Origin of the sequence: Bradyrhizobium sp. 149 (genome assembly GCF_023073915.1) — a bacterium.
Taxonomy (GTDB): domain Bacteria; phylum Pseudomonadota; class Alphaproteobacteria; order Rhizobiales; family Xanthobacteraceae; genus Bradyrhizobium.
The window spans coordinates 264,566-288,394 of record NZ_JADPKK010000012.1 but is presented as its reverse complement, the minus strand read 5'-3'; the positions used below and the strand labels follow the sequence as shown (position 1 = coordinate 288,394).

22 protein-coding genes are annotated in these 23,829 nt (G+C 65.1%); 20 read left to right on the top strand and 2 right to left on the bottom strand.

The window, feature by feature from the left end; translation table 11 throughout:
- Window positions 1-121: 121 nt before the first annotated feature.
- Complete coding sequence (locus tag IVA88_RS05420; protein ID WP_247496241.1) at window positions 122-1,123, bottom strand: adenosine kinase; 1,002 nt, start codon at window positions 1,121-1,123, stop codon at window positions 122-124.
- A 125-nt stretch (window positions 1,124-1,248) separates the two neighbouring features.
- On the opposite strand from IVA88_RS05420, the gene murJ reads away from it, so the two are divergent.
- The 16 genes from murJ to IVA88_RS05340 all read left to right on the top strand — a co-directional run bounded on the left by murJ (window position 1,249) and on the right by IVA88_RS05340 (window position 16,384).
- On the top strand, window positions 1,249-2,802 hold the full coding sequence (gene murJ, locus IVA88_RS05415) for a murein biosynthesis integral membrane protein MurJ (protein ID WP_247496240.1): 1,554 nt from the start codon (window positions 1,249-1,251) through the stop codon (window positions 2,800-2,802).
- 86 nt (window positions 2,803-2,888) lie between these two features.
- Complete coding sequence (gene trpS / locus IVA88_RS05410) at window positions 2,889-3,941, top strand: tryptophan--tRNA ligase (RefSeq protein WP_247496239.1); 1,053 nt, start codon at window positions 2,889-2,891, stop codon at window positions 3,939-3,941.
- Between the two features lie 106 nt (window positions 3,942-4,047).
- Entirely contained in the window at window positions 4,048-4,542 is a 495-nt protein-coding gene (locus IVA88_RS05405) for a universal stress protein (protein ID WP_247496238.1), read from the top strand.
- A 172-nt stretch (window positions 4,543-4,714) separates the two neighbouring features.
- Complete coding sequence (locus IVA88_RS05400) at window positions 4,715-5,284, top strand: NifU family protein (RefSeq protein ID WP_247496237.1); 570 nt, start codon at window positions 4,715-4,717, stop codon at window positions 5,282-5,284.
- 173 nt (window positions 5,285-5,457) lie between these two features.
- Window positions 5,458-6,153 (top strand): tRNA (adenosine(37)-N6)-threonylcarbamoyltransferase complex dimerization subunit type 1 TsaB, encoded by a 696-nt coding sequence (gene tsaB, locus IVA88_RS05395; protein ID WP_247496236.1) that lies wholly within the window; start codon window positions 5,458-5,460, stop codon window positions 6,151-6,153.
- A complete protein-coding gene (gene rimI, locus IVA88_RS05390) occupies window positions 6,150-6,635 on the top strand; it encodes a ribosomal protein S18-alanine N-acetyltransferase (RefSeq protein ID WP_247496235.1) in 486 nt (161 codons plus the stop codon). The genes tsaB and rimI overlap by 4 nt, the downstream gene beginning before the upstream one ends.
- 38 nt (window positions 6,636-6,673) lie before the next feature.
- Window positions 6,674-7,129, top strand: coding sequence for a Fur family transcriptional regulator (locus IVA88_RS05385; protein WP_007598312.1), 456 nt, complete (start codon window positions 6,674-6,676; stop codon window positions 7,127-7,129).
- 52 nt (window positions 7,130-7,181) lie between these two features.
- Window positions 7,182-7,862, top strand: coding sequence for an HAD family hydrolase (locus IVA88_RS05380; protein ID WP_247496234.1), 681 nt, complete (start codon window positions 7,182-7,184; stop codon window positions 7,860-7,862).
- A gap of 190 nt (window positions 7,863-8,052) precedes the next feature.
- Window positions 8,053-9,441, top strand: coding sequence for a tRNA (N6-isopentenyl adenosine(37)-C2)-methylthiotransferase MiaB (gene miaB, locus IVA88_RS05375; RefSeq protein WP_247496233.1), 1,389 nt, complete (start codon window positions 8,053-8,055; stop codon window positions 9,439-9,441).
- Window positions 9,442-9,505: 64 nt separating this feature from the next.
- Complete coding sequence (locus tag IVA88_RS05370) at window positions 9,506-10,501, top strand: PhoH family protein (protein WP_247496232.1); 996 nt, start codon at window positions 9,506-9,508, stop codon at window positions 10,499-10,501.
- 61 nt (window positions 10,502-10,562) lie between these two features.
- Window positions 10,563-11,072 (top strand): rRNA maturation RNase YbeY, encoded by a 510-nt coding sequence (gene ybeY / locus IVA88_RS05365; protein ID WP_247496231.1) that lies wholly within the window; start codon window positions 10,563-10,565, stop codon window positions 11,070-11,072.
- Between the two features lies 1 nt (window position 11,073).
- Complete coding sequence (locus IVA88_RS05360; protein WP_247496230.1) at window positions 11,074-12,192, top strand: hemolysin family protein; 1,119 nt, start codon at window positions 11,074-11,076, stop codon at window positions 12,190-12,192.
- Window positions 12,189-13,802: an apolipoprotein N-acyltransferase gene (gene lnt / locus IVA88_RS05355; protein WP_247496229.1), complete on the top strand. Its 1,614-nt coding sequence runs from the start codon at window positions 12,189-12,191 to the stop codon at window positions 13,800-13,802. Before IVA88_RS05360 ends, lnt begins: the two co-directional genes overlap by 4 nt.
- A gap of 218 nt (window positions 13,803-14,020) precedes the next feature.
- Window positions 14,021-14,434, top strand: coding sequence for a helix-turn-helix transcriptional regulator (locus IVA88_RS05350; RefSeq protein ID WP_247496228.1), 414 nt, complete (start codon window positions 14,021-14,023; stop codon window positions 14,432-14,434).
- 115 nt (window positions 14,435-14,549) lie between these two features.
- On the top strand, window positions 14,550-15,677 hold the full coding sequence (locus tag IVA88_RS05345; protein WP_247496227.1) for a M20 family metallopeptidase: 1,128 nt from the start codon (window positions 14,550-14,552) through the stop codon (window positions 15,675-15,677).
- Window positions 15,674-16,384: a tRNA (guanine(46)-N(7))-methyltransferase TrmB gene (locus IVA88_RS05340; protein WP_247496226.1), complete on the top strand. Its 711-nt coding sequence runs from the start codon at window positions 15,674-15,676 to the stop codon at window positions 16,382-16,384. The genes IVA88_RS05345 and IVA88_RS05340 overlap by 4 nt, the downstream gene beginning before the upstream one ends.
- Here IVA88_RS05340 and IVA88_RS05335 read toward each other — a convergent pair.
- Window positions 16,381-17,463 carry a DUF2336 domain-containing protein gene (locus tag IVA88_RS05335; RefSeq protein ID WP_247496225.1) on the bottom strand — a complete coding sequence of 361 codons (1,083 nt, stop codon included), beginning with the start codon at window positions 17,461-17,463 and terminating at the stop codon, window positions 16,381-16,383. The genes IVA88_RS05340 and IVA88_RS05335 overlap by 4 nt on opposite strands.
- A 366-nt stretch (window positions 17,464-17,829) precedes the next feature.
- Between IVA88_RS05335 and rimP the strand changes: the two genes are divergently transcribed.
- The 4 genes from rimP (at window position 17,830) to infB (ending at window position 23,701) form a co-directional block, all read left to right on the top strand.
- Entirely contained in the window at window positions 17,830-18,609 is a 780-nt protein-coding gene (rimP, locus tag IVA88_RS05330; RefSeq protein WP_247496283.1) for a ribosome maturation factor RimP, read from the top strand.
- A gap of 2 nt (window positions 18,610-18,611) precedes the next feature.
- Window positions 18,612-20,222 carry a transcription termination factor NusA gene (nusA, locus tag IVA88_RS05325; protein WP_247496223.1) on the top strand — a complete coding sequence of 537 codons (1,611 nt, stop codon included), beginning with the start codon at window positions 18,612-18,614 and terminating at the stop codon, window positions 20,220-20,222.
- 22 nt (window positions 20,223-20,244) lie between these two features.
- Window positions 20,245-20,928, top strand: coding sequence for an RNA-binding protein (locus IVA88_RS05320; protein WP_247496222.1), 684 nt, complete (start codon window positions 20,245-20,247; stop codon window positions 20,926-20,928).
- 70 nt (window positions 20,929-20,998) lie between these two features.
- On the top strand, window positions 20,999-23,701 hold the full coding sequence (gene infB / locus IVA88_RS05315) for a translation initiation factor IF-2 (protein ID WP_247496220.1): 2,703 nt from the start codon (window positions 20,999-21,001) through the stop codon (window positions 23,699-23,701).
- Window positions 23,702-23,829 lie beyond the last annotated feature (128 nt).

Here is a 23,829-nt window from a genome sequence, read left to right as displayed (position 1 = left end):
GAATGTGGGAAGCGCGTGCCACAAACTCGTCATTGCGAGCGTAGCGAAGCAATCCAGTCTGCCGCCGCGGATGGACTCTGGAATGCTTCGCTTCGCTCGCAATGACGCGAGAGAGCGAGAGCTACGCCGTCAGGCCGCGCTGCCCGGCGAGCTCCTTCAGGGACACCTGCGGACGCGCGCCGATGTGCTGGATCACTTCGGCGGCTGCGAGCGCGCCGAGCTCGCCGCACTGCTTGTAGGGCAGGTTGCGCGCCAGCCCGAACAGGAAGCCGGCAGCGAAGAGGTCGCCGGCGCCGGTGGTGTCCACGAGTTTCGCGATCGGAGACGCCGGCGCTGCGACTGCGTCAGTTGGCGTCACCACCACGCAGCCCTTCTCGCTGCGGGTGACCACGCCGAGATTGACGTCGTTGCGCAGCTGCTTGAGCGCGGCGTCGAAATCCGAGGTCTGGTAGAGCGAATGCAGCTCGGACTCGTTGGCGAACACGATATCGACGGTGCCGCTGCGCATCAGCCCCAGGAACTCGTCGCGATAACGATCGACGCAGAAGGAGTCCGACAACGTCAGCGCCACCTTGCGCCTGGCATCATGGGCGATCTTGGCCGCCTTGACGAACGCGTCCTTGGCGTTTTTGGGGTCCCAGAGATAACCCTCGAGGTAGACGATGCCGGCCGCGGCGATCTCGGCCGGGTCGATGTCGGCCGGCGACAAATCCTGCGCGGCGCCGAGATAGGTGTTCATGGTGCGCTCGCCATCATCAGTCACCAGGATGTAGGAGCAGCCGGTGGCGGGACCGTCCTTCGCCGCGGGCGTGTTGAAGGCAACGCCGGCCGCGCGGATGTCGTGGACGTAGAGCTTGCCGATCTGGTCGTCCTTGACCTTGCCGACATAGGCGGCGCACGCCCCGAGGCTGCCGATGCCGACGATGGTGTTCGCAGCCGAACCGCCGGAAACTTCCGTCGCCGGGCCCATGTCCTTGTAGATGGCGGCCGCCCGCGCCTCGTCGATCAGGGACATGCTGCCCTTGGTCATGCCGTGCTTGCCCAGAAAGGCTTCGTCGGTCTTGACCAGCACGTCGAAGAGCGCGTTGCCGATGCCGAGAACGTCATATTTCACGTCAGCCATTCACCTTGATCCTGTTTGGCGGATTGCGATACCTGCGGAAATCCGCTTCCTGTCGGTCTGAAATCTGGCTCGCGGCCTATCACGGCCGGCCCTTCGCGGGCAAGCAATGGTATGATGCAGCTCCGATGATCCGCTCCTTCCTGACCGTCTCGACGGGGACACTGGCTTCACGGCTGCTGGGCTTTGCACGCGATTCCCTGATCGCGGCGCTGCTCGGTACCGGCGCCGTGGCGGACGCGTTTCTGGTGGCATTTCAGCTGGTCAATGTGGTGCGGCGCCTGCTCAGCGAGGGGGCCCTGAATGCGGCGCTGATCCCGGCCTGGCTGCGCGTTCGTGACCGCGACGGCGAGGCGGCTGCGGCGGCGTTCGCGGGACGCGTGCTCGGGACAGTCAGCGCGGGCCTGATCGCGATCTCGATCGCGATCGCGGTTCTAATGCCGCTGATCATCATGATCATCGCGCCGGGCTTCGTCGGCAGCACATCGCTCGATCTCGCCGTCCAGAATGCGCGGCTGATGCTGCCTTATCTCGCCTTCGCGGGACCCGTCACGGTGCTGATGGGTCTGCTCAACGCGCAGGGGCGCTTTGCTCTCACCGCGTTCTCACCGCTGCTGTTCAACATCGCCCTGATCGCTGCGATCACAGCACTCCTGTTGTGGCATGCCGATGCGACCTTCGCCGCGTGGATATTGGCGGCCACCGTCGGCATCGCCGGCCTCTTGCAACTCCTGATGCTGCTGTCGCAGCGAAGTGCGCATCTGGCGGCGGCACCGCTGCGTGTGAGCTTCGACAAGGACATGCGCGGCTTCATCGCCAAGGCGATCCCCGGCATGATTGCGAGCTCGGGGCCGCAATGGCTGATGGTTGCCGGCGCGATCATCGCCTCCGCCACACCCGCCGCGGTCTCCTGGCTCTATTTCGCCAACCGCCTGATCGAACTGCCGCTTGGCATTGTCGGCGTCGCCATGGGTACGGTGCTGGTGCCGGAGCTGACGCGCGCGGTGAGCAGCGGCGACCGTGATGCGGTCGCGCATGCGGAATCGCGCGCGCTGGAACTCGCGACCGGGCTGGCGCTGCCGGCGACGCTCGGCCTGATCGTGCTGGCCGAGCCGATCGTGCGGCTGCTGTTCGAACACGGTGCCTTTGGCGCGGAAGACAGCGCGGCCACGGCGCGCGCACTGATGTGGCTGGCGTTGGGCCTGCCGGCGCATGTGCTGATCAAGGCGCTGGCGCCGGCCTATTTTGCTCGCAGCGACACGATGACGCCGCTGCTGGCGACCATCAAAGGGTTCGTGGTCGCGGTCGCGCTCGCGGTCCTGCTCGGTCACTTCTTCGGCGCGAGCGGAATCGCGGCCAGCATCGCGGCCGGCGCCTGGAGCAGTGCGATCTCGCTGCTCCTGAAAGGCACGCGTGAATTCGGCTTCTCGGTCGATGCCGCCGCCCGCAGCCGGCTGCCGCGGATCGTGCTCGCCGCAACCGCTATGGGCGGCCTGCTCTGGATGACGGCGAGCCTTTTGTCTTCCGAGGCCCATGGCCTGATCCGCGTGATGGCGCTGGGCCTGCAGATCGCGGCGGGGATCACCGTCTATGGCCTGCTCCTGCAAGTCCTCGGCGTCACGTCCTGGCGTGAGGCGGTTAACGCCCTGAGGAAGCCTGCCCCGCAGGCTCCTGGCGCGTAAGCTCGCGAATTGCACTTGACGACGCTCCGCCGCTGTTGGAAACGACGGCCGATTACCCTCCATGAAAGCTTGCCAGGAAGCTAGCCATGCCATTCGTTGAACGGGTCTTTTCGGGCGTCCAGCCGACGGGCAACCTGCATCTCGGCAATTACCTCGGTGCGATCGTCAATTTCGTGAAGATGCAGGAAACCCACAACTGCATCTATTGCGTCGTCGATATGCACGCGATCACGCAGGGTGTGGACGTCTGGGGTGGACCGGTCGAGCTCGCGCGCAACACGCGCGAGGTGACTGCGGCGTTCATCGCCAGCGGCATCGATCCGAACAAGCACATCGTGTTCAACCAGAGCCAGGTCTCGGGCCACGCGGAGCTCGCCTGGATCTTCAACTGCGTTGCGCGCATGGGCTGGCTGGGCCGCATGACCCAGTTCAAGGAGAAGGCCGGCAAGGACCGCGAGAACGCGTCCGTCGGGCTGTTCGATTATCCCGTGCTGATGGCGGCCGACATTCTGCTCTACCGCGCCACCCACGTGCCGGTCGGCGAGGACCAGAAGCAGCACCTCGAGCTCTCGCGCGACATCGCGCAAAAGTTCAACAACGACTTCGCCGACTCGATCCGCAGCCAGGGCGCCAATGACGGCCTGTTCTTCCCGCTGCCGGAGCCGCTGATCACGGGCCCGGCGACACGCGTGATGAGCTTGCGCGACGGCACCAAGAAGATGTCGAAGTCGGACGCGTCCGACAATTCGCGCATCAATCTGACCGACGACGCCGACACCATCGCGCAGAAGGTGCGCAAGGCGAAGACGGATCCCGAGCCGCTGCCGACCGAGGAGAAGGGTCTGGAAGCGCGCCCCGAGGCCGACAATCTCGTCGGTATCTTCGCCGCGCTCTCCGGCCGCTCCAAAGCCGACGTGCTCAGCGATTTCGGCGGCGGCCAGTTCTCCAGCTTCAAGAACGCGCTGGTCGATTTGTGCGTGACGAAACTCGCGCCGATCGCCGGCGAGATGAAGCGCCTCGTCGCCGACCCCGGTCATATCGACGCGATCCTGAACGACGGCGCCGACCGGGCGCGCGCGATCGCCGATGAGACCATGAAGCTCTCGAAGGACATCGTCGGCTTCATCCGCCGACGCTGATAATAAGTTTGCGAAACGCGGCCGACGCCCAACGCCGGCCGCTTCTTCTCTCCCCAAGCGGGACGGAGTGTGGCAGCATGTCGTCCGTGCACATTCCGGGACATGCATGACCAGCAAGCGACTTTGCTTCGAGCCGGGTCACAAGCCCAAATGCCTCGTCATCGTCGACGACACCGCCGAATGGGATCGCGCGGTCTATTATGCCAGCCGCTGGGCGATCCGCGCCGGCGGCGGCGTGGTGATGCTCCGCATCATCGAGCCCGAACAGCAGACTCAGGAATGGCTGGGGGTCGCCGACATCATGCGCGCCGAAGCGCATGAGGCGGCGGAAGCCGCGCTCGATCGTGCCGCCGGCCGCGCCAACGGCATCGCCGCGATCACGCCGGAACGGGTGATCCGCGAAGGCGCCGCGATGGAACAGCTGCTGGCGGTGATCGACGAGGACCCTGATATCGCCATGCTGGTGCTGGCCGCGAACCCGGGCGCGGAGGGACCGGGGCCATTGGTCGCGCTGCTCGCGCACACGCTGGGCACGTTCCCGGTGCCGGTGACGGTCATTTCGGGCGCGCTGAGCGACCAAAGCGTGGATTCGCTATCTTAGACTGCTGCTCTTCACCTCGCCTCGTTAGCTTGGGGAGGGCGAAACAGACACCCTAACCCGCTGATATAACAGCTGAACGGCCAGCTTACCCCTTGACCGTGCGTTCGCCGTCGCCATCTGCTAGTGGATAGAGCACGCGCCGGCCTTGAACCGGCGACGTCTGGAGAAAACCATGTTCATTCAAACCGAAGCAACCCCCAATCCCGCCACGCTGAAGTTCATTCCCGGCCGCGTCGTGGTCGACGGCGGTCCGATGGAATTTGCGAACCGCGAATCGGCCGCACGCTCGCCGCTCGCCGAAAAGCTGTTCGACGTGCCCGGCGTCACCGGCGTGTTCTACGGATCGGACTTCATCACCGTGACCAAGGCGGACGGTGAATGGCAACAGCTCAAGCCCGCGATCCTCGGCGCCATCATGGAGCACTACATGTCCGGCGCGCCGCTGCTCGCCGACGGCGCGGCCGCGAGCGATGTCGATCTCGACGACGAGGACGAATTCTTCGACGAGGCCGATGCCGAGACGGTCGACGTAATCAAGGATCTGATCGAGACCCGCGTGCGGCCGGCGGTCGCCAATGACGGCGGCGACATCACTTTCCGCGGCTTCAAGGACGGTATCGTCTATCTCAACATGAAGGGCTCCTGCGCCGGCTGCCCGTCCTCGACCGCGACGCTCCAGCACGGCATCCAGAACCTGCTCAAGCACTTCGTCCCCGACGTGGTCGAAGTCCGGCCGATGTAAGCGAGCTGCCTTAGGGCGGCCAAAAGCGAGCGTGCCCACCATGTCCGACGAGGTCTGACCAGGCACGCGGTATTCACGTTCTTGGAGCGCAAAGGCGTGGATGGCCGGGACAGGCCCGGCCATGACGGCAAGAACATTGGGCATCATGCGATTGCCAATGCTATGATCGCCTTATGCTGATCCTTGCCATCGATACCGCACTGGAGGCGTGTGCTGTCGCCGTGCTCGACACCGACGCCGGCCAGATCCTCGCGCAGGAGCAGCTTCTGATGAAGCGCGGCCACGCCGAAGCGCTGATGCCGATGATCGCGCGCGTGATGGTATCAGCCAATCTCGCCTTCACCTCGCTCGATCGCATCGCGGTCACCATGGGCCCCGGAAGTTTCACCGGCCTGCGCGTCGGCATTTCGGCAGCCCGCGGCCTTGCGCTTGCTGCGAAGCGGCCCGCTGTCGGTCTGACCACCTTGTCGGCCTATGCCGCCACCGTCGTCGGCCAGAGCGGAGCGGCGCCGGTGATCTCGGCGATCGATGCGCGGCACGATCACGTCTACTTCCAGATCGTGGCCGGTGACGGCAGCCAATTGGTGCGGCCGGGCGTCGCTCCCGTCGACGAGGCGATCGCGGCGTCGCAATTTGGCGCGCCGCATCTGGTCGGCAATGCCGCAAAGATCCTCGCGGAGCGCTGGCCGAAAGATATGCCGCAGCCGGTTGCGGTCGACGCGCAGCCCGCACCTGATATCGGCTGGGTCGCATGGCTTGGCGCCGCCGCCGATCCCGCGACAAATCCGGCGCGGCCATTCTATCTGCGCGCGCCTGATGCAAAGCCGGCCGCACAATCGCCGCTTGCGGCGCAAGCCCCAGGCTCATGATCAGGTGGTTGTCGGAATGGTGGCGCGGCGGTACGGCCGCCGTCGAGCCGGCTTTCGCGCGCGACGTCGCACGGCTCGCGCAGCTCCACGGCGCCTCGTTCGCGCGCGGCTGGGGTGAAAGCGAGTTCGAGAGCATGCTCAGCGAGCGCAACACGCTGGTGCACCGGTTGCGCCTCGGCCGCAAGATCGTCGGCTTCGCTGTGTCGCGGATCGGCGCGGACGAAGCGGAGATCCTCTCGATCGCGGTCGACCAGGCCCATCGCGGTCGCGGCCTTTCTCGCACGCTGCTGATGACCCATCTCGGCCACTTGGCAGGACGCGGCGTGCGCACAATATTTCTCGAGGTTGAGGAAAATAACCAGCCGGCGCGGCGGCTCTACGACCGCACCGGATTCATGGTGGTCGGACGCCGCGAACGCTACTATAAGCAGCCGAACGGGGAACAATTGAACGCACTTCTGATGCGACGTGACTTGTCGTAACATTGATGGCAGAAAGCGCCCCGTCAGGCAGACATCACATGACTGGACTTAAACCTTCCCCCGCATCCAAGGCGTCCGGCATCGAGGCGCGCTGTGCCGCCACCGGCATGCGCATGACCGAGCAGCGCCGTGTCATCGCCCGCGTGCTCGCGGAGGCCGTCGATCATCCCGATGTCGAGGAACTATACCGCCGCTGCGTTGCGGTCGACGACAAGATCTCGATCTCGACCGTGTATCGCACCGTCAAACTGTTCGAGGATGCAGGCATCATCGAGCGCCATGATTTCCGCGAAGGCCGCGCGCGCTACGAGCAGATGCGCGACAGCCATCACGACCACCTCATCAACCTGCGCGACGGCAAGGTGATCGAGTTCACCTCCGAGGAGATCGAGAAGCTCCAGGCGGAGATCGCCCGCAAGCTCGGCTACAAGCTGGTCGATCATCGGCTCGAACTCTATTGCGTCCCGCTCGACGACGACAAACCCACGTCCTAAGTGGCATGATCTTGTCGGAAAACCGCTCCACACTTTTCCGGATCATACCTTAGTGTCCATCGATCTGATCATCTTCGATTGCGACGGCGTGCTCGTGGACAGCGAGGTGATCTCCTGTCGCGCGCATGCGGATGTGCTGTCCAGGCACGGCTATCCGATCACATCGGAGCAGGTGCTGGTCCGCTTCCTCGGCGTGTCCGAGAAAGATGCACGGCGAATGGTCGAACAGGAGATCGGCCGCACTCTTCCCGACGATCTCGAGAGCCAAGTGAATGCGGCGACGCTGCAATTTTATGCCAGCGATTTGCAGCCGATCAACCACGTGGCCGCAGCGATTGGCGCAATCGATGTGCCCAAATGCGTCGCGTCGAGCGGCACGCCGGAGAAGATCCACCACGGCCTCACTTGCGCTGGTCTCTACGATCTGCTCGCTCCGAACATCTTTTCCGCGAGCCAGGTCGCACGCGGCAAGCCCGCGCCCGATCTTTTTCTGTTCGCCGCCGCACAGATGAAGGTCGCCCCGGAGCGGTGCCTCGTGATCGAGGACAGCGTCCCCGGGGTGACCGGCGCACATGCCGCCGGGATGACCGTGCTGGGCTTTCACGGTGGCAGCCATTGCCCACCCGGCCACGCTGAAAGACTAAAGGCGGCTGGGGCCGGATTGACGTTCGATGATATGCGGCAATTGTCGGAACTGGTCCGGCGGGTCGCGGCGGACGCCCTGGCGGGCTGATTCAGGGCACTTGTTCAGTCCACTCGCCGGCAACCGGGGCGCGTGAACCCGGAATCCAGAGATTTTGGCGGTATTCCGTGCTTTCCGCTGGCGCTCGCCGCGGAATGACAGCCCAACGGGCTCCAATCGCTGGATTTTCGCGGCCCCAGCCTATATCTGAGGGCGGTCCTCCCACCTCATTCCGGGTTCCATGACGCCGCCGCGCAAGCTGCACATCAAATCATATGGCTGCCAGATGAACGTCTACGATGCCCAGCGCATGGTGGACACGCTGGCCTCGGAAGGATTCGTGGAGACGGCCAGCGCCGATGACGCCGACCTCGTCATCCTGAACACCTGCCATATCCGCGAGAAGGCCTCGGAAAAGGTCTATTCGGAGCTCGGCCGCCTGCGCGTCGCCAAGGACGCTGCCGCGCGCGATGGGCGCACCATGCAGATCGCGGTCGCGGGCTGCGTGGCGCAGGCCGAAGGCGAGGAGATCGTGCGCCGCGCACCCGCGGTCGACGTCGTGGTGGGACCGCAGAGCTATCATCATTTGCCGCAGCTGTTGAAACGCGCCGGCCATGAAGGCCGCGCCATCGAGACCGAATTCCCTGCTCAGGACAAGTTCGGCTTCCTCGCCCAGCCCAAGCCCGACGCGATCCGCGCCCGCGGCATTTCCGCTTTCGTCACGGTGCAGGAAGGCTGCGACAAATTCTGCACCTTCTGCGTCGTGCCTTACACCCGTGGTTCGGAAGTCTCGCGGCCGGTGGCAAGGATCGTCGATGACGTGAAGCGGCTCGCCGACAATGGCGTGCGCGAGCTCACGCTGATCGGACAAAACGTCAACGCCTATCACGGCGAGGGGCCTGACGGAAAAAGCTGGCCGCTGGGCAGGCTGCTGGAGCACCTCGCGGCGCTCCCGGGCATCGCGCGGCTGCGCTATTCGACCAGCCATCCCCGCGACGTCGATGACAGTTTGATTGCAGCCCATCGCGATCTCGGCGAGCTGATGCCGTTCGTGCACCTGCCGGTACAGTCGGGCTCGGACCGGATTTTGGCCGCCATGAACCGGAAACATACCGCCGATGATTATCGGCGTGTCGTCGACCGTTTCCGGTCCGCACGCCAAGGTATTGCTTTTTCATCAGATTTTATCGTCGGCTTCCCCGGCGAGAGCGAGCAGGATTTTCTCGCCACCCTCGCGCTTGTCACGCAAATCGGCTACGCTGCGGCGTATTCGTTCAAATACTCCGCCCGGCCGGGAACGCCGGCCGCGGACATGCAGGAGACGGTGTCCCCCTCCGAGATGGACCAGCGATTGGAGCGGCTCCAGGAACTGATCGACAGCCAGCAATCGGCCTTCAACAAGGCTGCGATTGGCTCAACGGTCGATGTGCTGTTCGAGCGTCCGGCCCGCAAGGACGGCCAGATCGTCGGCCGCACCGCATTCCTCCAGCCCGCGCATGTGATGGCCTCGCCCGACATCATCGGACAAATCCTGCCGGTCCGGATCGACAGCCTCGAACGCTACAGCTTCCTCGGCGAGCTCGCCATGGCGCGCGTGCCCGCTTTATCGTCCATCGCCACTGGAGCCTGAACCCTTGCCCAAAAGCGCATCGGATTCGTCCACTATCGCTCCCAACCGCAAATTTGACCGCGACATGCAGGTTCCGCCCGAGACCCAGGTCGTCATCGACTTCGACGACAACCGCGCCGCGTCCGCGCTGGTCGGGCCTTACGGCCAGCATCTGGCGCAGATCGAACGGCGGCTCGGCGTCGTCGTCGATTCCAAGGGCAATCACATCACGATCGGCGGCTCGCGCGACGGCTGCGATGCCGCACGCCGCGTGCTGGAGACCCTCTACGCACAGGCCGTGAAGGGGCAGGATCTCGACCAGGGCGAGGTCGAGGGCGCGATCCGCGCCGTCATCGCGCAGGGCTCGCTGTTCGAGTTCGACGCCAAGTCGGCCAAATCCGCCTTCGACAGCATCAATTTGCGCAAGCGCCCGGTGCGCGCGCGCACGGCGGCGCAGGATTCCTACATCCGCGCGCTGAAGCGCCACGAGCTGGTGTTCGGCATCGGCCCCGCCGGCACCGGCAAGACCTGGCTCGCGGTCGCGCATGCCGCGCAACTGTTTGAGCGCAAGGAAGTCGACAAGATCATCCTGTCGCGCCCGGCAGTGGAAGCCGGCGAGCGACTCGGCTTTTTGCCGGGCGATCTCCGCGAAAAGGTCGACCCTTATCTTCGCCCGATCTACGACGCGCTCTACGACCTGATGGACGCGCGCATCGTCGAACGCGCGCTGCAGACAGGCGAGATCGAGATCGCGCCGCTCGCCTTCATGCGCGGCCGCACGCTGACTAATGCGGCCATCATCCTGGACGAGGCGCAGAACACCACGTCAATGCAGATGAAGATGTTTTTGACCCGCCTCGGCGAGAACAGCCGCATGATCGTAACCGGCGATCCCTCGCAGATCGACTTGCCGAACGGCCAGACCTCGGGCCTCGCCGAGGCGACGCGCCTGCTGAGCGGCGTCGAAGGCATTGCGCAAGTTCATTTCAAGGCCGAAGACGTGATCCGCCACGAGCTCGTGGCGCGGATCGTCTCCGCCTACGAAGGGTCGCCGCAGCGGCCGGCCGTCGGTAAATCCTGACGAGACAGCAACCGGACCATACGGGCGCGGACACGGCGCCCCTTCGTTCCGAACAAGGACAATGTCACACCCCAACCTTCCCATCACCGAGGTCCTCGTCGTCGCCGATTGCTGGCAGCGGGAGCCGGATTCCGAAGCCGTTATCCAGCGCGCCGTGGCGGCCGCCGCCGAGAATGTCGACGAAGACGTTGCGGAGGCGGAAGTGGCGGTGATGCTGACCGATGATGCCGGCATCCGCACGCTGAACAGCAACTGGCGCGGCATCGACAAGCCGACCAACGTGCTGTCGTTTCCCGCGCTCCAGCCGGAAGGCGATTGGAAGCCAGGCGATGCGCCGCGCATGCTCGGCGACATCGCGATCGCCTACGAAACCATGCGGCGTGAGGCGGACGAGGAACAAAAGCCGTTCGATCATCATTTGAGCCATCTCGCCGTGCACGGCTTCCTGCATCTGGTCGGCTACGACCACGAAAACGAAGACGACGCAGAGGAAATGGAAGCGCTCGAACGAGAGATCCTGGCTCATCTCGGCATTCCCGACCCCTATGCCGACCGCCCAGGGACGCATTGAGATGCCGGATTCCGACCCAATTCACGACAATCCGCGCAACACGGCCAATTTGCCGGCCGTCGTGACATCAGGCGAGGCGCTGCGTCCGACCGCCGACGGCTGGCTGCTGCGCGCCATCCGGACGTTGTTCGGCTGGAAGGCGGGTTCGGTGCGCGACGATCTCCAGGTCGTGCTCGATGCATCGACGCCCGACGACACCGGCTTCTCGACGGTCGAGCGCACCATGCTGCGCAACATCCTCGGCCTGCACGAGCGTCGCATCGCCGACGTCATGGTGCATCGCGCCGACATCATCGCCGTGAAGCGCGACATCCCGCTCGGCGAGTTGATGGACCGGTTCGAGAGCGCCGGCCATTCGCGCCTGGTCGTCTACAACGAGACGCTCGACGATCCCGTCGGCATCGTCCACATCCGCGATTTGCTCGCTTTCATGACCGCGCGTGCACGCGTGTCGGAGGTCACGAAAACCAAGCGCAAGAAGCCGCTCCCGGCCGGGCTCGATCTGCGTACGGTCGATCTCGCGCTGCCGCTCGAGGAGGCGCGCATCATCCGCAAGCTGCTTTACGTTCCGCCCTCGATGCGGGCGATCGACCTGCTCGCGCAGATGCAGGCCACCCGCATTCATCTGGCGCTGGTGGTCGACGAATATGGCGGCAGCGACGGGCTGGTCTCGCTCGAGGACATCGTCGAGCAGATCGTCGGCGAGATCGACGACGAGCATGACAGCGACGAGCCGCCCTCGATCGTGCGGCTGCCCGACAACGCCTTCATCGCCGACGCCCGCGCCAGCCTCGACGACGTCCGCACCGTGATCGGCGAGGACTTCGTCACCGGCGAGGCCGGCGAGGAAGTGGAGACACTGGGCGGCTATCTCGTCAGCTTCGTCGGGCGCCTTCCGGTGCGCGGCGAGGTGATCTCGGGCCCCGGCCATTACGAGATCGAAGTGCTCGATGCCGATCCGCGCCGGGTCAAGCGGCTGCGGATCGCGACGCGGAAGGAGCGTCCCGCGCCACGCACCCAACGCGAGAGCCGGCGCCGCGAGACTGCGCCGGATGGCAGCCAACCGGCGGCCAGCGACACGCCCACCCCGCCGCCAAGCGACGGGACCGGTCCGCAGTGAGCCCGTTACAGCGACTTCGCCAGATCGCGCTTGCCATCATCCTGACCTGGGGCTGGAAGCGCGCGCTCGTCGCGCTGGTCGCCGGGGCGCTCTCGGTGCTGGCGCTGGCGCCGTTCAACGTCTTCCCGGTACTGTTCATCACGTTCCCGGTGCTGGTCTGGCTGATCGACGGCGCCGGCGCCGGACGATACCGCGGCGTCCCCGCGGCGGCGCTGACCGGCTATTGGTTCGGGCTCGGCTATTTCGTCCCCGGCCTCTACTGGATCGGCTATGCCTTTTTCGTCGACGCCGATGTATTCGCCTGGCTGACGCCGTTCGCCGTGCTGGGCCTGCCGGCCTATCTTTCCATCTTCACGGCGATGGGCTTTGCGCTCGCGCGCCTGCTCTGGACCAAGAACGCGACGCGCGTGCTTGCGCTCGCGGCAAGCCTCACCATCACCGAATGGCTGCGCGGCCATGCGCTGACCGGCTTTCCCTGGAACGCGTTCGGTTATGCGCTCTCCGAACCGCTGCCGCTGGCACAGACGGCCTCGCTGATCGGCCTTTGGGGCATGACGTTCCTGGCGATTGCGATCTTCGCGAGCCCTGCGGCGCTGATCGACCGCACGCCCGATCGTCGCCTGGCGTGGCGCGCGCCGGCCGCAGCCGTCGCGCTCCTGCTTGTCATGAGCATCTTCGGCGCGATCCGCCTGTCGCTGCATCCGACCACGATGGTCGCGGGCACCAAGTTGCGCCTGATGCAGCCGGATCTCCAGCAAGACGCGAAGTTCAACTACGCCGCCAAGGCGGAGGTGATGAAGAAATATCTGGCCTTGTCGGACCGCGCCTCCGGACCGCAATCGACCGGCGTGCGCGATGCCACCATCCTGATCTGGCCGGAATCCGCCTTTCCGTTCTTCCTGACCCGCGAAGCCGACGCGATGGCACAAATCGCCGAGCTTCTGCCCAAGGGCACGGTGCTGATCACGGGCTCGGTTCGCGCGCCCGACCTGCCGCGGGGCACACCGATCACCCGTGCCTATAACTCGATCTACGTAATCGACCACGATGCCAGCGTGCTCGCGGTGTACGACAAGCTGCATCTGGTACCGTTCGGCGAATTTCTTCCCTACCAGGGTCTGATGGAGAAGCTCGGTTTCGAGCAACTCACGCGTGTGCGCGGCGGCTTCATTCCCGGCACCGTGCGGCATGCGCTGGCGATCCCCGGGGCGCCGTCCGCGCTGCCGCTGATCTGCTATGAAGCAATCTTTCCCGGCGAGGTGGCTGGACGCAATGAACGTCCGGGCTGGATCGTGAATCTCACCAATGACGGCTGGTTCGGAATCTCGACCGGCCCCTATCAACACCTCGAACAGGCGCGGCTGCGCGCGATCGAACTCGGATTGCCGCTGGTCCGCTCCGCCAATACCGGCGTCTCAGCAGTGATCGATCCCATGGGGCGCACCGTCGCCAGTCTCGGTCTCGGGATCGAAGGCATTTTGGATGCAAAACTGCCCGCCGCGATCCCGCCGACCATCTACGCGCGGGTGGGCGATGTACCCGCCGCCATGCTCGTCGCGCTGGCCGTGTTTCTGGCGGTCCGCCGACGTGTTGCCAAACGGCACCCCTGATCACGCCGTCGCTGCCGATGCGGCCGGAAACTTTTGACAACCGTAGTCCCACGGTTGACAGACTGCACGCGGCCTCCTCATTCTGCACCGGCTGCAAAAGACAGTGGGTATTGCTAAATTTCTCCGCAATGTTTCCCAATAACAGGGTCTGATTTTGAGTTGCTTACACCTGAGGCATTCCTGATTGCGCCGAAGGTGATGTTTGGAGGGCTGAGGAAATGTCGAAAGCGCCCAACCCTGTTGACAAATATGTCGGCAGTCGCGTGCGGATGCGCCGCATCATGTTGGGCATGAGCCAGGAAAAGCTCGGTGAAGCTTTAGGCCTGACTTTCCAGCAGGTTCAGAAATACGAGAAGGGCACCAACCGGGTCGGCGCGAGCCGCATCCAGCAAATTTCCGAAATTCTCCAGGTGCCGGTATCGTTCCTGTTCGAGGGCGGTCCGAGCGGCGTGCCGGGTCCGGAGGGCTTCAGCGAAGGCGCATCGCCGTCTTATGTATCGGACTTCCTTGCGACCTCCGAAGGACTCGCTTTGACCAAGGCCTTCACCCGAATCGCCGATTCGAAGATGCGCCGCTCGATCGTCGATCTCGTCGAGCAGATCGCGGCCCGCGAAGGCCCCGACAAGCGTTGACGCGCCATCTCAATCCGATTTGAGACGGCGTCAAATCTGGCCTATGTCGTCATTTGCGGTCGCGCTTTGATGCGCGCCCTCCTCGACGATGCGATTCAAAGGCACAGATGCGCCCATGACCGGCTCCAATTGGTTCGATTCCCAAACTATTCTCGATGGCATCCGCCGCTGGGTGGAGGTCGAGACGCCAACGGAAGCGCCTGAACAAGTCAACAAGCTGGTCTCGATCGTCGCGGAGCAATACCGCGGCCTCCCTGTTGCGCTCGAGCGCATCGCCGGCGTCGATGGCTGCGGCGATCATCTCGTGGCGCGCTCGTCCTGGGGCCAGGACCGGCCGGGCGTCCTGGTGCTGAGCCACCTCGATACCGTCCATCCCATGGGATTCATCGAGCGCCTGCCGTTCAAGGTCGAAGGCGACAGCGCGTTCGGTCCCGGTATCTACGACATGAAGGGCGGCGCCTACATCGCCCATCACGCCTTTCGCGCGCTTTGCGCCACGGCCGATCGCTCGCCGCTCGGCATCACCCACCTGTTCACCTCCGACGAGGAGATCGGCAGCCCTACCTCGCGCGCACTCATCGAGACCGAAGGGCGCAAGGCCAAATACGTGCTGGTGACCGAGCCGGCGCGCGACGGCGGCAAGATCGTGACCGGCCGCAAGGGCGTCGGGCGATTCGAAGTGTTCATCAAGGGCGTGCCCGCGCATGCCGGCACGCGGCCCCAGGATGGCCGCAGCGCGATCCGCGAGCTCGCCAACGTCATCCTCGTGCTGGAAGCGATGAACGATCTGGCGCGCGGCGTCACCGTCAATGTCGGCGTGGTGCGCGGTGGCACGCGGCCCAACGTGACGCCGGAAGAAGCCCATGCCGAAATCGATCTGCGCGTGCTGAGCCTCAAGGACGCGGATGAATTCGTCGGCAAGATCCTCGCTTTGACATCGAAGACGGATGGCGTCACCGTCAAGGTCACGGGCGGGCTCAATCGTCCGCCTTACGAGAAGAGCAACGCCGGCGCCTCGCTGTACGAACATGCGAAGACGGTTGCCACGGAGATCGGCTTCGAGCTGATCGACGTTCACACCGGCGGCGGCTCGGACGGTAACTTCACCGCCGCCCACACCGCGACGCTCGACGGGCTCGGCGTCGACGGCAAGGGCGCGCACACTCATTATGAGCAGCTCTATGTCTCGTCGCTCGAACCGCGCGCGCGGCTGCTCCATCGCCTCTACCAGACGCTACGATGAGTGAGCGCAAATCAGATCCCGATCGCGAGGACAGCGAGCGCGCCTTCTTCGGACGCCGCAAGGGCCACAAGCTGCGGCAGCACCAGGCCGAGCTGATCGATCATTTGCTGCCGCGTCTTGCGCTCGCCATCGACAGCGAAGCACCGGCGGATGCCCGCGAGATCTTCGTCCCCGCGACGGACGATGTGCGGCTCGAGATCGGCTTCGGCGGCGGCGAGCATCTTGTGGCGGAAGCGCAGAACTTCGCCGCGACCGGCTTCATCGGTTGCGAGCCCTACGTTAACGGCATGGCGAAGATCCTCGCGCAGATCGAGGCCGCCAGCATCGGCAACATCCGTCTGTTCGCAGGCGACGCCGCCGAGCTCCTGGCCTGGCTGCCGAAGGCTTCGCTATCGCGGATCGACCTGATCCATCCCGATCCCTGGCCGAAACGGCGGCACTGGAAGCGGCGCTTCGTCCAGGACCGTACCATCGCCGCGATGGCGCGCGTGCTGAAAGCCGGCGGCGAATTCCGTTTCGTCTGCGACATCGACGATTACTGCGCCTGGACGCTGTCGCATCTGGCGCGCTCGGCGGATTTCATCTGGCTGGCGGAGCGCGCCGACGATTTCCGGCAGCCCTGGGCCGGCTATACCATGACGCGGTACGGCCGGAAGGCTGCGCGCGAGGGACGCAAGGCGGCGTATCTGCGATTTAGACGAGTCTAGATCGTCTGCCGGTTGCGCCAGAAATTCACGACGCGCTCGGCGGTCGTCGGCATCAGGCGCGTGAAATTGGCGCGCGCGGCCTCGAGATCGGCATCGGCTGGCGTGCGGTGCGGCCCGTACCAGAGCAGAATGAGCGCACGCACAGTCGGCCAGCCGAGATTCAGCACGCGCCCCAGAACCAGAATTGGATCGTAGCGGTCACCCGTGATCAGGCGGTCGAGGATCGAGAGGCGGACGCCGGACATCGCCGAGAGCGAAGCGATCGCCTCCTCGTATTTGTGCGCCTTGGCGAAGCCAAGCAGCGCACTTTCGCCAAGATGGCCCTCGCGATGCAAGGCCAGCACGGTGCGCTGTGCCCCCGAGAAATCGCGACGCGGGCCCGGCGGCAGCGTGGCTTCCTCGATGGCCGCCATGGCGCGCTTGATTTCGACCTGGCGCACGGGATTGACCACGCTCGAGAGGCGACGGCGAATGACGTCGAGCGTGCCGTCGAGAAGCTGTTTGAGGTGCTCGCCCGAAAGATCGTTGCGCTGGCCGATCTTGAGCGTCAGCACGCCGTCCTTCGCGGCACGCTTGATCAGCTCGGAATAGCTCCCGGGCGAGAACACCGCGCCGGCGTTGCCCGCGGCGCGACGCACCACGTCGCGATCGCCGCGTTCGACCAGCACGTCGGTGATGACAGCCGACAGCGTCGGGCGCTCGGTCATCGCCAGCAGATGACCCTGGCCCTTCAGCCGCGCGATCTCGACGAGAGCGGCGTCGTCGAGCACGGGGGAATGGCGCAGCACCGGGCCCGCCACCGTGATTTCGTTTTCGCGCGCGAGCTGGCTCACCAGATGCCGCGGCGCGTTGTTCAGGCGCGAGAAGCGTTCGGCGAGATCGACGCGCGAGGCGAGCTCGGCATGCGGGACGAGATCGATCAGCAGATTGTCGAAGAGATCGACCAGATCGGGACGGAGCTTCTCGGCGTCCTGGAAGAACAATTGGGAGATGGCGCGCGCAATCTCGCCGCGACGCCGCGGGTCGCCGCGTTTGACGATATCGTCCAGTCCGGAAATGAGCGACGTGGCAACGGTCATGAAAACGCAAACTCGTATGGGGCACGCCGCGGGTGCGCCCTGGTCCAAGCCGCCCCACAATCAGGGAATTTAGGCCCCGGAGGTGAAGGAAGCGTTGCGCGGCGGCTCGCGGAGCGGGCGCAAAAAGGCATCGCACGCCCTGCAATGGGCCTTGTCCGAGAGGGCCGAAAGGGCTATATCAGCGCCAATTCATCTTCTCATACGATCCGCGTAGTGAGAGTGGGCCCGCAAGGACCCGCTCTTTTTTATTACCTGAACGCGGCTTGGTGGAAGACGTGCGGCCCGGCGATCTGTCGGGAGAGTTCCGAAGCGGGCTTTGAAATCTTAAACCAAGCCTTAACCATATCGAGCGCCTTGACCCCTGACATGACCGAACCGAACCCTGGTTCCACGGATGCCGAATTGCTGGCCGAGCCGAGGCTCGTGGTCGAGCCGGGCGTGGCGGCACGGGTGTCCGCGGTCGCAGGGCCGGTTCTCGAAGGCATGGGTTACCGCCTGGTGCGGATCCGCATTTCCGGGGAATCTGGCTGCACCGTGCAAGTGATGGCGGAGCGGCCGGACGGCTCGATGCAGATCGAGGATTGCGAGGCCATCTCGCGGGCGCTGTCGCCCGTGCTCGACGTCGCCGACCCCGTCGATCGCGCCTACCGGCTGGAAATCTCCTCGCCGGGGATCGACCGCCCGCTGGTGCGCCGCTCCGATTTCGAGCGATATGCCGGGCATCTGGTGAAGATCGAGATGGCGGTCGCCCATGAGGGGCGAAAGCGGTTCCGCGGCACCATCGGTCCCGTCGAAGGCGACCGCGTGCATCTGCATCGGGACGACGTCAAGGCGGCCGAGGCTGCCGACGTTCTCCTGACGATGGAGGATATTGCCGAGGCACGGCTGGTGCTGACGGACGAACTGATCGCGGAATCCATGCGCCGCGGCAAGGCCCAGGCGCGCGAGATGCGCCGCAATCTTGGCCTGGAGCCGCCGGCCGCACCGCATGCTGCCATCAGCGAGAAAACGACCAAGAACACGAAACCGACAAAGAAGCCGGCGCCGACCACTCCTAAAAAGCCGGCTCCGACCAATACCAAGAAACATCGCCTGGCCGCCGAACGCGCGCGACGGGGCGAGATCGATCCTGACGAAGGAGACTAGCCATGGCAGTCAGCGCCAATCGACTTGAATTGCTCCAGATCGCCGACGCCGTTGCGCGCGAGAAATCGATCGACCGCGGCATCGTCATCGCGGCGATGGAGGACGCTATCGCCAAGGCGGCGCGGGCCCGTTACGGCAGCGAAACCGATGTTCACGCCGAGATCGACCCGAAGAAGGGCGAGCTGCGGCTGTCGCGCCACATGCTGGTGGTCGAGACCGTTGAAAATCATTCCAACCAGATCTCGCTGGTGGATGCGCAGCGCGCCAATCCCGGTGCCCAGGTCGGCGATACCATCGCCGACACCCTGCCGCCGCTGGAATATGGCCGCATCGCCGCGCAATCGGCCAAGCAGGTGATCGTGCAGAAGGTGCGCGAAGCCGAGCGCGACCGGCAATATCAGGAATTCAAGGATCGCATCGGCGACATCGTCAACGGCGTCGTCAAGCGCGTCGAATATGGCAGCGTGATCGTCGATCTCGGTCGCGGCGAGGCCATCATCCGCCGCGACGAGATGCTGCCGCGCGAAGTGTTCCGCAACGGCGACCGCGTCCGCGCCTACATCTTCGACGTCCGCCGCGAGACCCGTGGCCCGCAGATCTTCCTCTCCCGCACCCATCCGCAGTTCATGGCAAAACTGTTCGCGCAGGAAGTGCCCGAGATCTATGACGGCATCGTCGAGATCAAGGCGGTCGCCCGCGATCCCGGCTCGCGCGCGAAAATCGGCGTGATTTCCCGCGATTCCTCGGTCGACCCGGTCGGCGCCTGCGTCGGTATGCGCGGTTCGCGCGTGCAGGCGGTGGTGAACGAACTGCAGGGCGAGAAGATCGACATCATCCCCTGGTCGCCCGACATCGCGACCTTTGTGGTCAACGCGCTGGCGCCGGCCGAAGTCTCCAAGGTCGTCATCGACGAAGACCGCGAGCGCATCGAGGTCGTCGTGCCCGACACCAACAACCAGCTCTCGCTGGCGATCGGCCGCCGCGGCCAGAATGTGCGTCTGGCCTCGCAGCTCACCGGCTGGGACATCGACATCCTGACCGAGCAAGAGGAATCGGAGCGCCGCCAGGCCGACTTCGAGAACTCCACCCGCGTCTTCATGGAATCGCTCAATGTCGACGAAGTGGTCGGCCAGTTGCTGGCGTCCGAAGGCTTCACTTCGGTCGAGGAACTCGCGATGGTGGACCTCAAGGAGCTCGCCGGCATCGAGGGCTTCGACGAGGAGACCGCGCAGGAACTCCAGAACCGCGCTCGCGAATATCTCGAGCAGCTGGAAGCCGAGATCGAAGCCAGGCGCAAGGAACTGGGCGTCGAGGACGCCGTCAAGGACGTGCCCGGCGTCACCTCGAAGATGCTGGTGAAGTTCGGCGAGAACGACATCAAGACGGTCGACGACCTCGCCGGCTGCGCCACTGACGATCTGGTCGGCTGGACCGAGCGCAAGGAAGGCGGCGAGCAGACCAAATATCCGGGCGCGCTCGACGGCCTCGATATCTCCCGTGACGACGCTGAAGCGATGATCATGCAGGCCCGCGTCAAGGCCGGCTGGATCACCGAGGCCGATCTCGCCAAGCCCGCGGAAGAGGCCGAGGCGACCGAAGATCAGCCGGCTTAGGGCGAAGGAGGATGTCACCCGGATGCTCGCCGATACTGACCCCGAACTCGACCATGGACCGCGGACCGAAAGGTCCGCGACCATGCGGATGTGTGCGGTCAGCCGCGAGGTCCGGCCGATCGACGAGCTGATCCGCTTCGTCGTCTCACCGCAAGGACACATAGTTCCCGATCTCAAGCGCAAGCTGCCCGGACGTGGCATGTGGGTGACCGCCTCGCGCGAGGTGGTTGCGGAAGCCGTTCGGCGTCACCAATTTACCAAAGCCTTCAAGCGCGAGCTGCGCATCCCCCAGACGCTTCCCACCGACCTCGAGGCGCTCCTGGTCCGGAGCGTGACCGAGGTCCTTGGGATTGCCGCCAAGGCGGGTCAGATCGTGGCCGGTTTCGGCAAGGTCGAAAGTGCGCTCCGGGAAGGTACGGTCGAGGTCCTGATCCATGCCAGCGACGGGGCCGCGGACGGAATCCGCAAATTGGACATGCTGGCGCGTCAAAATGAGGGGAATCGTGGCGCCAAGCCGCAGATTCCCGTCATCACCGCACTGAAATCAATAGAATTGGATTTGGCACTTACCCGGTCAAATGTGATACATGCTGCCCTGCTCGCGGGCCCGGCGAGCAAGTCATTCCTGTCACGTAGCCAGATGCTGGTCCGATACCGGATGGCGGACGCTGACAAGACTGCCGAAAAGCCCGGCCAGGATTTCTGAGAGACAACGACCACCCAATCGGACGGTGCGGCAACGCACAATGCAAACAGATCAGGATTAGGACTGCTGAATGGTTGATACCAAGACCCCTGGCGACAAGAAGCTGAGCGTTCCGAGCAAGACGCTATCGCTCAAGCCGCGCGTCGAAACGGGCACCGTGCGCCAGAGCTTCAGCCATGGCCGTAGCAAGCAGGTCGTGGTCGAGAAGCGGGGCAAGCGCCGCGTCGACGGCAGCCCCGAGCCACAGGTGGCCGAGGCGGCGAAGCCCGCGCCGGCCGCCGCGCCCAAGCCTGCTCCGACACGCCCGGCGCCGCCGCGCAATGCCGGCTCCGGCGTGGTGCTGCGCACGCTGACCGAGGACGAGCGTTCCGCGCGCGCCAGCGCGCTGGCTGATGCCAAGGTGCGCGAAGTCGAAGAGCGCCGCCATGCCGAGGAAGAGGCCCAGCGCCGCGCTGTCCGCGAAACCGCTGAGCGCGCCGATCGCGAGGCTGCCGAAGCCCGCCGCAAGGCCGAGGATGAGCGTCACCGCCACGAAGAGGAAGCCAAGCGGAAGGCCGAAACCGAGGCCAAGAAGCGTTTTGGCGAGGGTGAGCAGCCGCAATCTGCGGCGCGCCCTGCAACGACGGCCTCGGCCGCTCCTGCACCGCGGCCCGGAGCGCCCGCCGCGCGACCCGGCACCACCACCACGGCACGCCCGGGAACAACGACCGCGCGGCCGGGAACGACGACGCAGCGGCCGGGAGGCCCCTTGGGCCGCGCCCCCGCTGTCGCAGCCGGACCGGACGAGGACGAGGGTCCGCGCCAGATCCGTCGCGGTCCCGGCGGCGCTGCGCGGCCTGTGGTAGCCCCCAAGCCCACCCACAAGCCCGGCCCGCAGAAGGAGCGCGGCCGCCTGACCGTCGTCACCGCGTTCAATGCCGACGACGTCCGCGAGCGCTCGATTGCCTCCTTCCGCCGCCGCACCCAGCGCCTGAAGGGCCACGCCTCGAACGAGCCGAAGGAAAAGCTCATCCGCGAGGTGATCATTCCGGAAGCGATCACCATCCAGGAGCTCGCCAACCGCATGGCCGAGCGAGCGGTCGACGTCATCCGCATGCTGATGAAGCAGGGCGCGATGCACAAGATCACCGACGTGATCGACTCCGACACCGCGCAGCTGATCGCCGAAGAACTGGGTCATACCGTCAAGCGCGTTGCCGCGTCGGACGTCGAAGAGGGTCTGTTCGACCAGGTCGAGGATTCCACCGACACCGAGCCGCGTTCGCCTGTGGTGACCGTGATGGGCCACGTCGACCACGGCAAGACCTCGCTGCTCGACGCGCTCCGTCATGCCAACGTCGTCTCCGGCGAGGCCGGCGGCATCACCCAGCATATCGGCGCCTATCAGGTGCTGTCGCCCGAGAGCGGCAAGAAGATCACCTTCATCGACACGCCCGGCCACGCCGCGTTCACCGCGATGCGCGCCCGCGGCGCCAAGGTGACCGACATCGTGGTGCTGGTGGTTGCGGCCGACGACGGCGTGATGCCGCAGACGATCGAAGCCATCAACCACGCCAAGGCGGCGCGGGTGCCGATCATCGTTGCCATCAACAAGATCGACAAGCCCGATGCCAAGCCCGAGCGCGTGCGCACCGAGCTGCTCCAGCACGAGGTGCAGGTGGAATCCTTCGGCGGCGAAGTCGTCGACGTCGAAGTGTCGGCCAAGAACAAGACCAATCTCGACAAGCTGCTCGAGATGATCGCGCTCCAGGCCGACATCCTCGACCTGAAGACCAATCCGGAGCGCCCGGCCGAAGGCACCGTGATCGAAGCCAAGCTCGATCGCGGCCGTGGTCCGGTCGCGACCGTGCTGGTCCAGCGCGGCACGCTCCGTGTCGGTGACATCATCGTCGCCGGCGCCGAGATGGGCCGTGTCCGCGCGCTGATCTCCGATCAGGGTGAGACGGTTCAGGAAGCCGGTCCCTCGGTGCCGGTCGAAGTGCTCGGCTTCAACGGTCCGCCGGAAGCCGGCGATCGTCTCGCCGTGGTCGAGAACGAAGCCCGCGCCCGCCAGGTCACCAGCTACCGCGCGCACCAGAAGCGCGAGAACGCGGCTGCCTCGATCTCCGGCATGCGCGGCTCGCTCGAGCAGATGATGTCGCAGTTGAAGACGGCGGGCCGCAAGGAATTCCCGCTGATCATCAAGGCCGACGTGCAGGGCTCGCTGGAAGCGATCCTCGGCTCGCTGGAGAAGCTCGGCACCGACGAAGTCGCCGCGCGTATCCTGCATGCCGGTGTCGGCGGCATCTCGGAATCGGACGTCACGCTTGCGGAAGGCTTCAACGCCGCGATCATCGGCTTCTCGGTTCGTGCGAACAAGGAGGCCGCTGCGGCCGCCAAGCGCAACGGCATCGAGATCCGCTACTACAACATCATCTACGACCTCGTGGACGATGTGAAGAAGGCCATGAGCGGCCTGCTCGCGCCGACCTTGCGCGAAACCATGCTCGGCAATGCCGCGATCCTGGAGATCTTCAACATCTCCAAGGTCGGCAAGGTCGCCGGCTGCCGCGTCACCGACGGCACCGTGGAACGCGGCGCCAACGTGCGCCTGATCCGCGACAACGTCGTCGTGCACGAAGGCAAGCTGTCGACGCTGAAGCGCTTCAAGGACGAAGTGAAGGAAGTCCAGTCCGGTCAGGAATGCGGCATGGCCTTCGAGAACTACCACGACATGCGCGCCGGTGACGTGATCGAGTGTTACCGCGTGGAGACGATCCAGCGCTCCCTGTAAGTCCAAATCTTACCGAAGCGCCCGGATCTTTTTTGAACTGAATTGCGGGAGTGCGATGGCCGGATTTTTTCCGGCCATCCACCCTTCTTCGTTTCAACAGGACAATGACAATGCCCGTGCCCCAAACG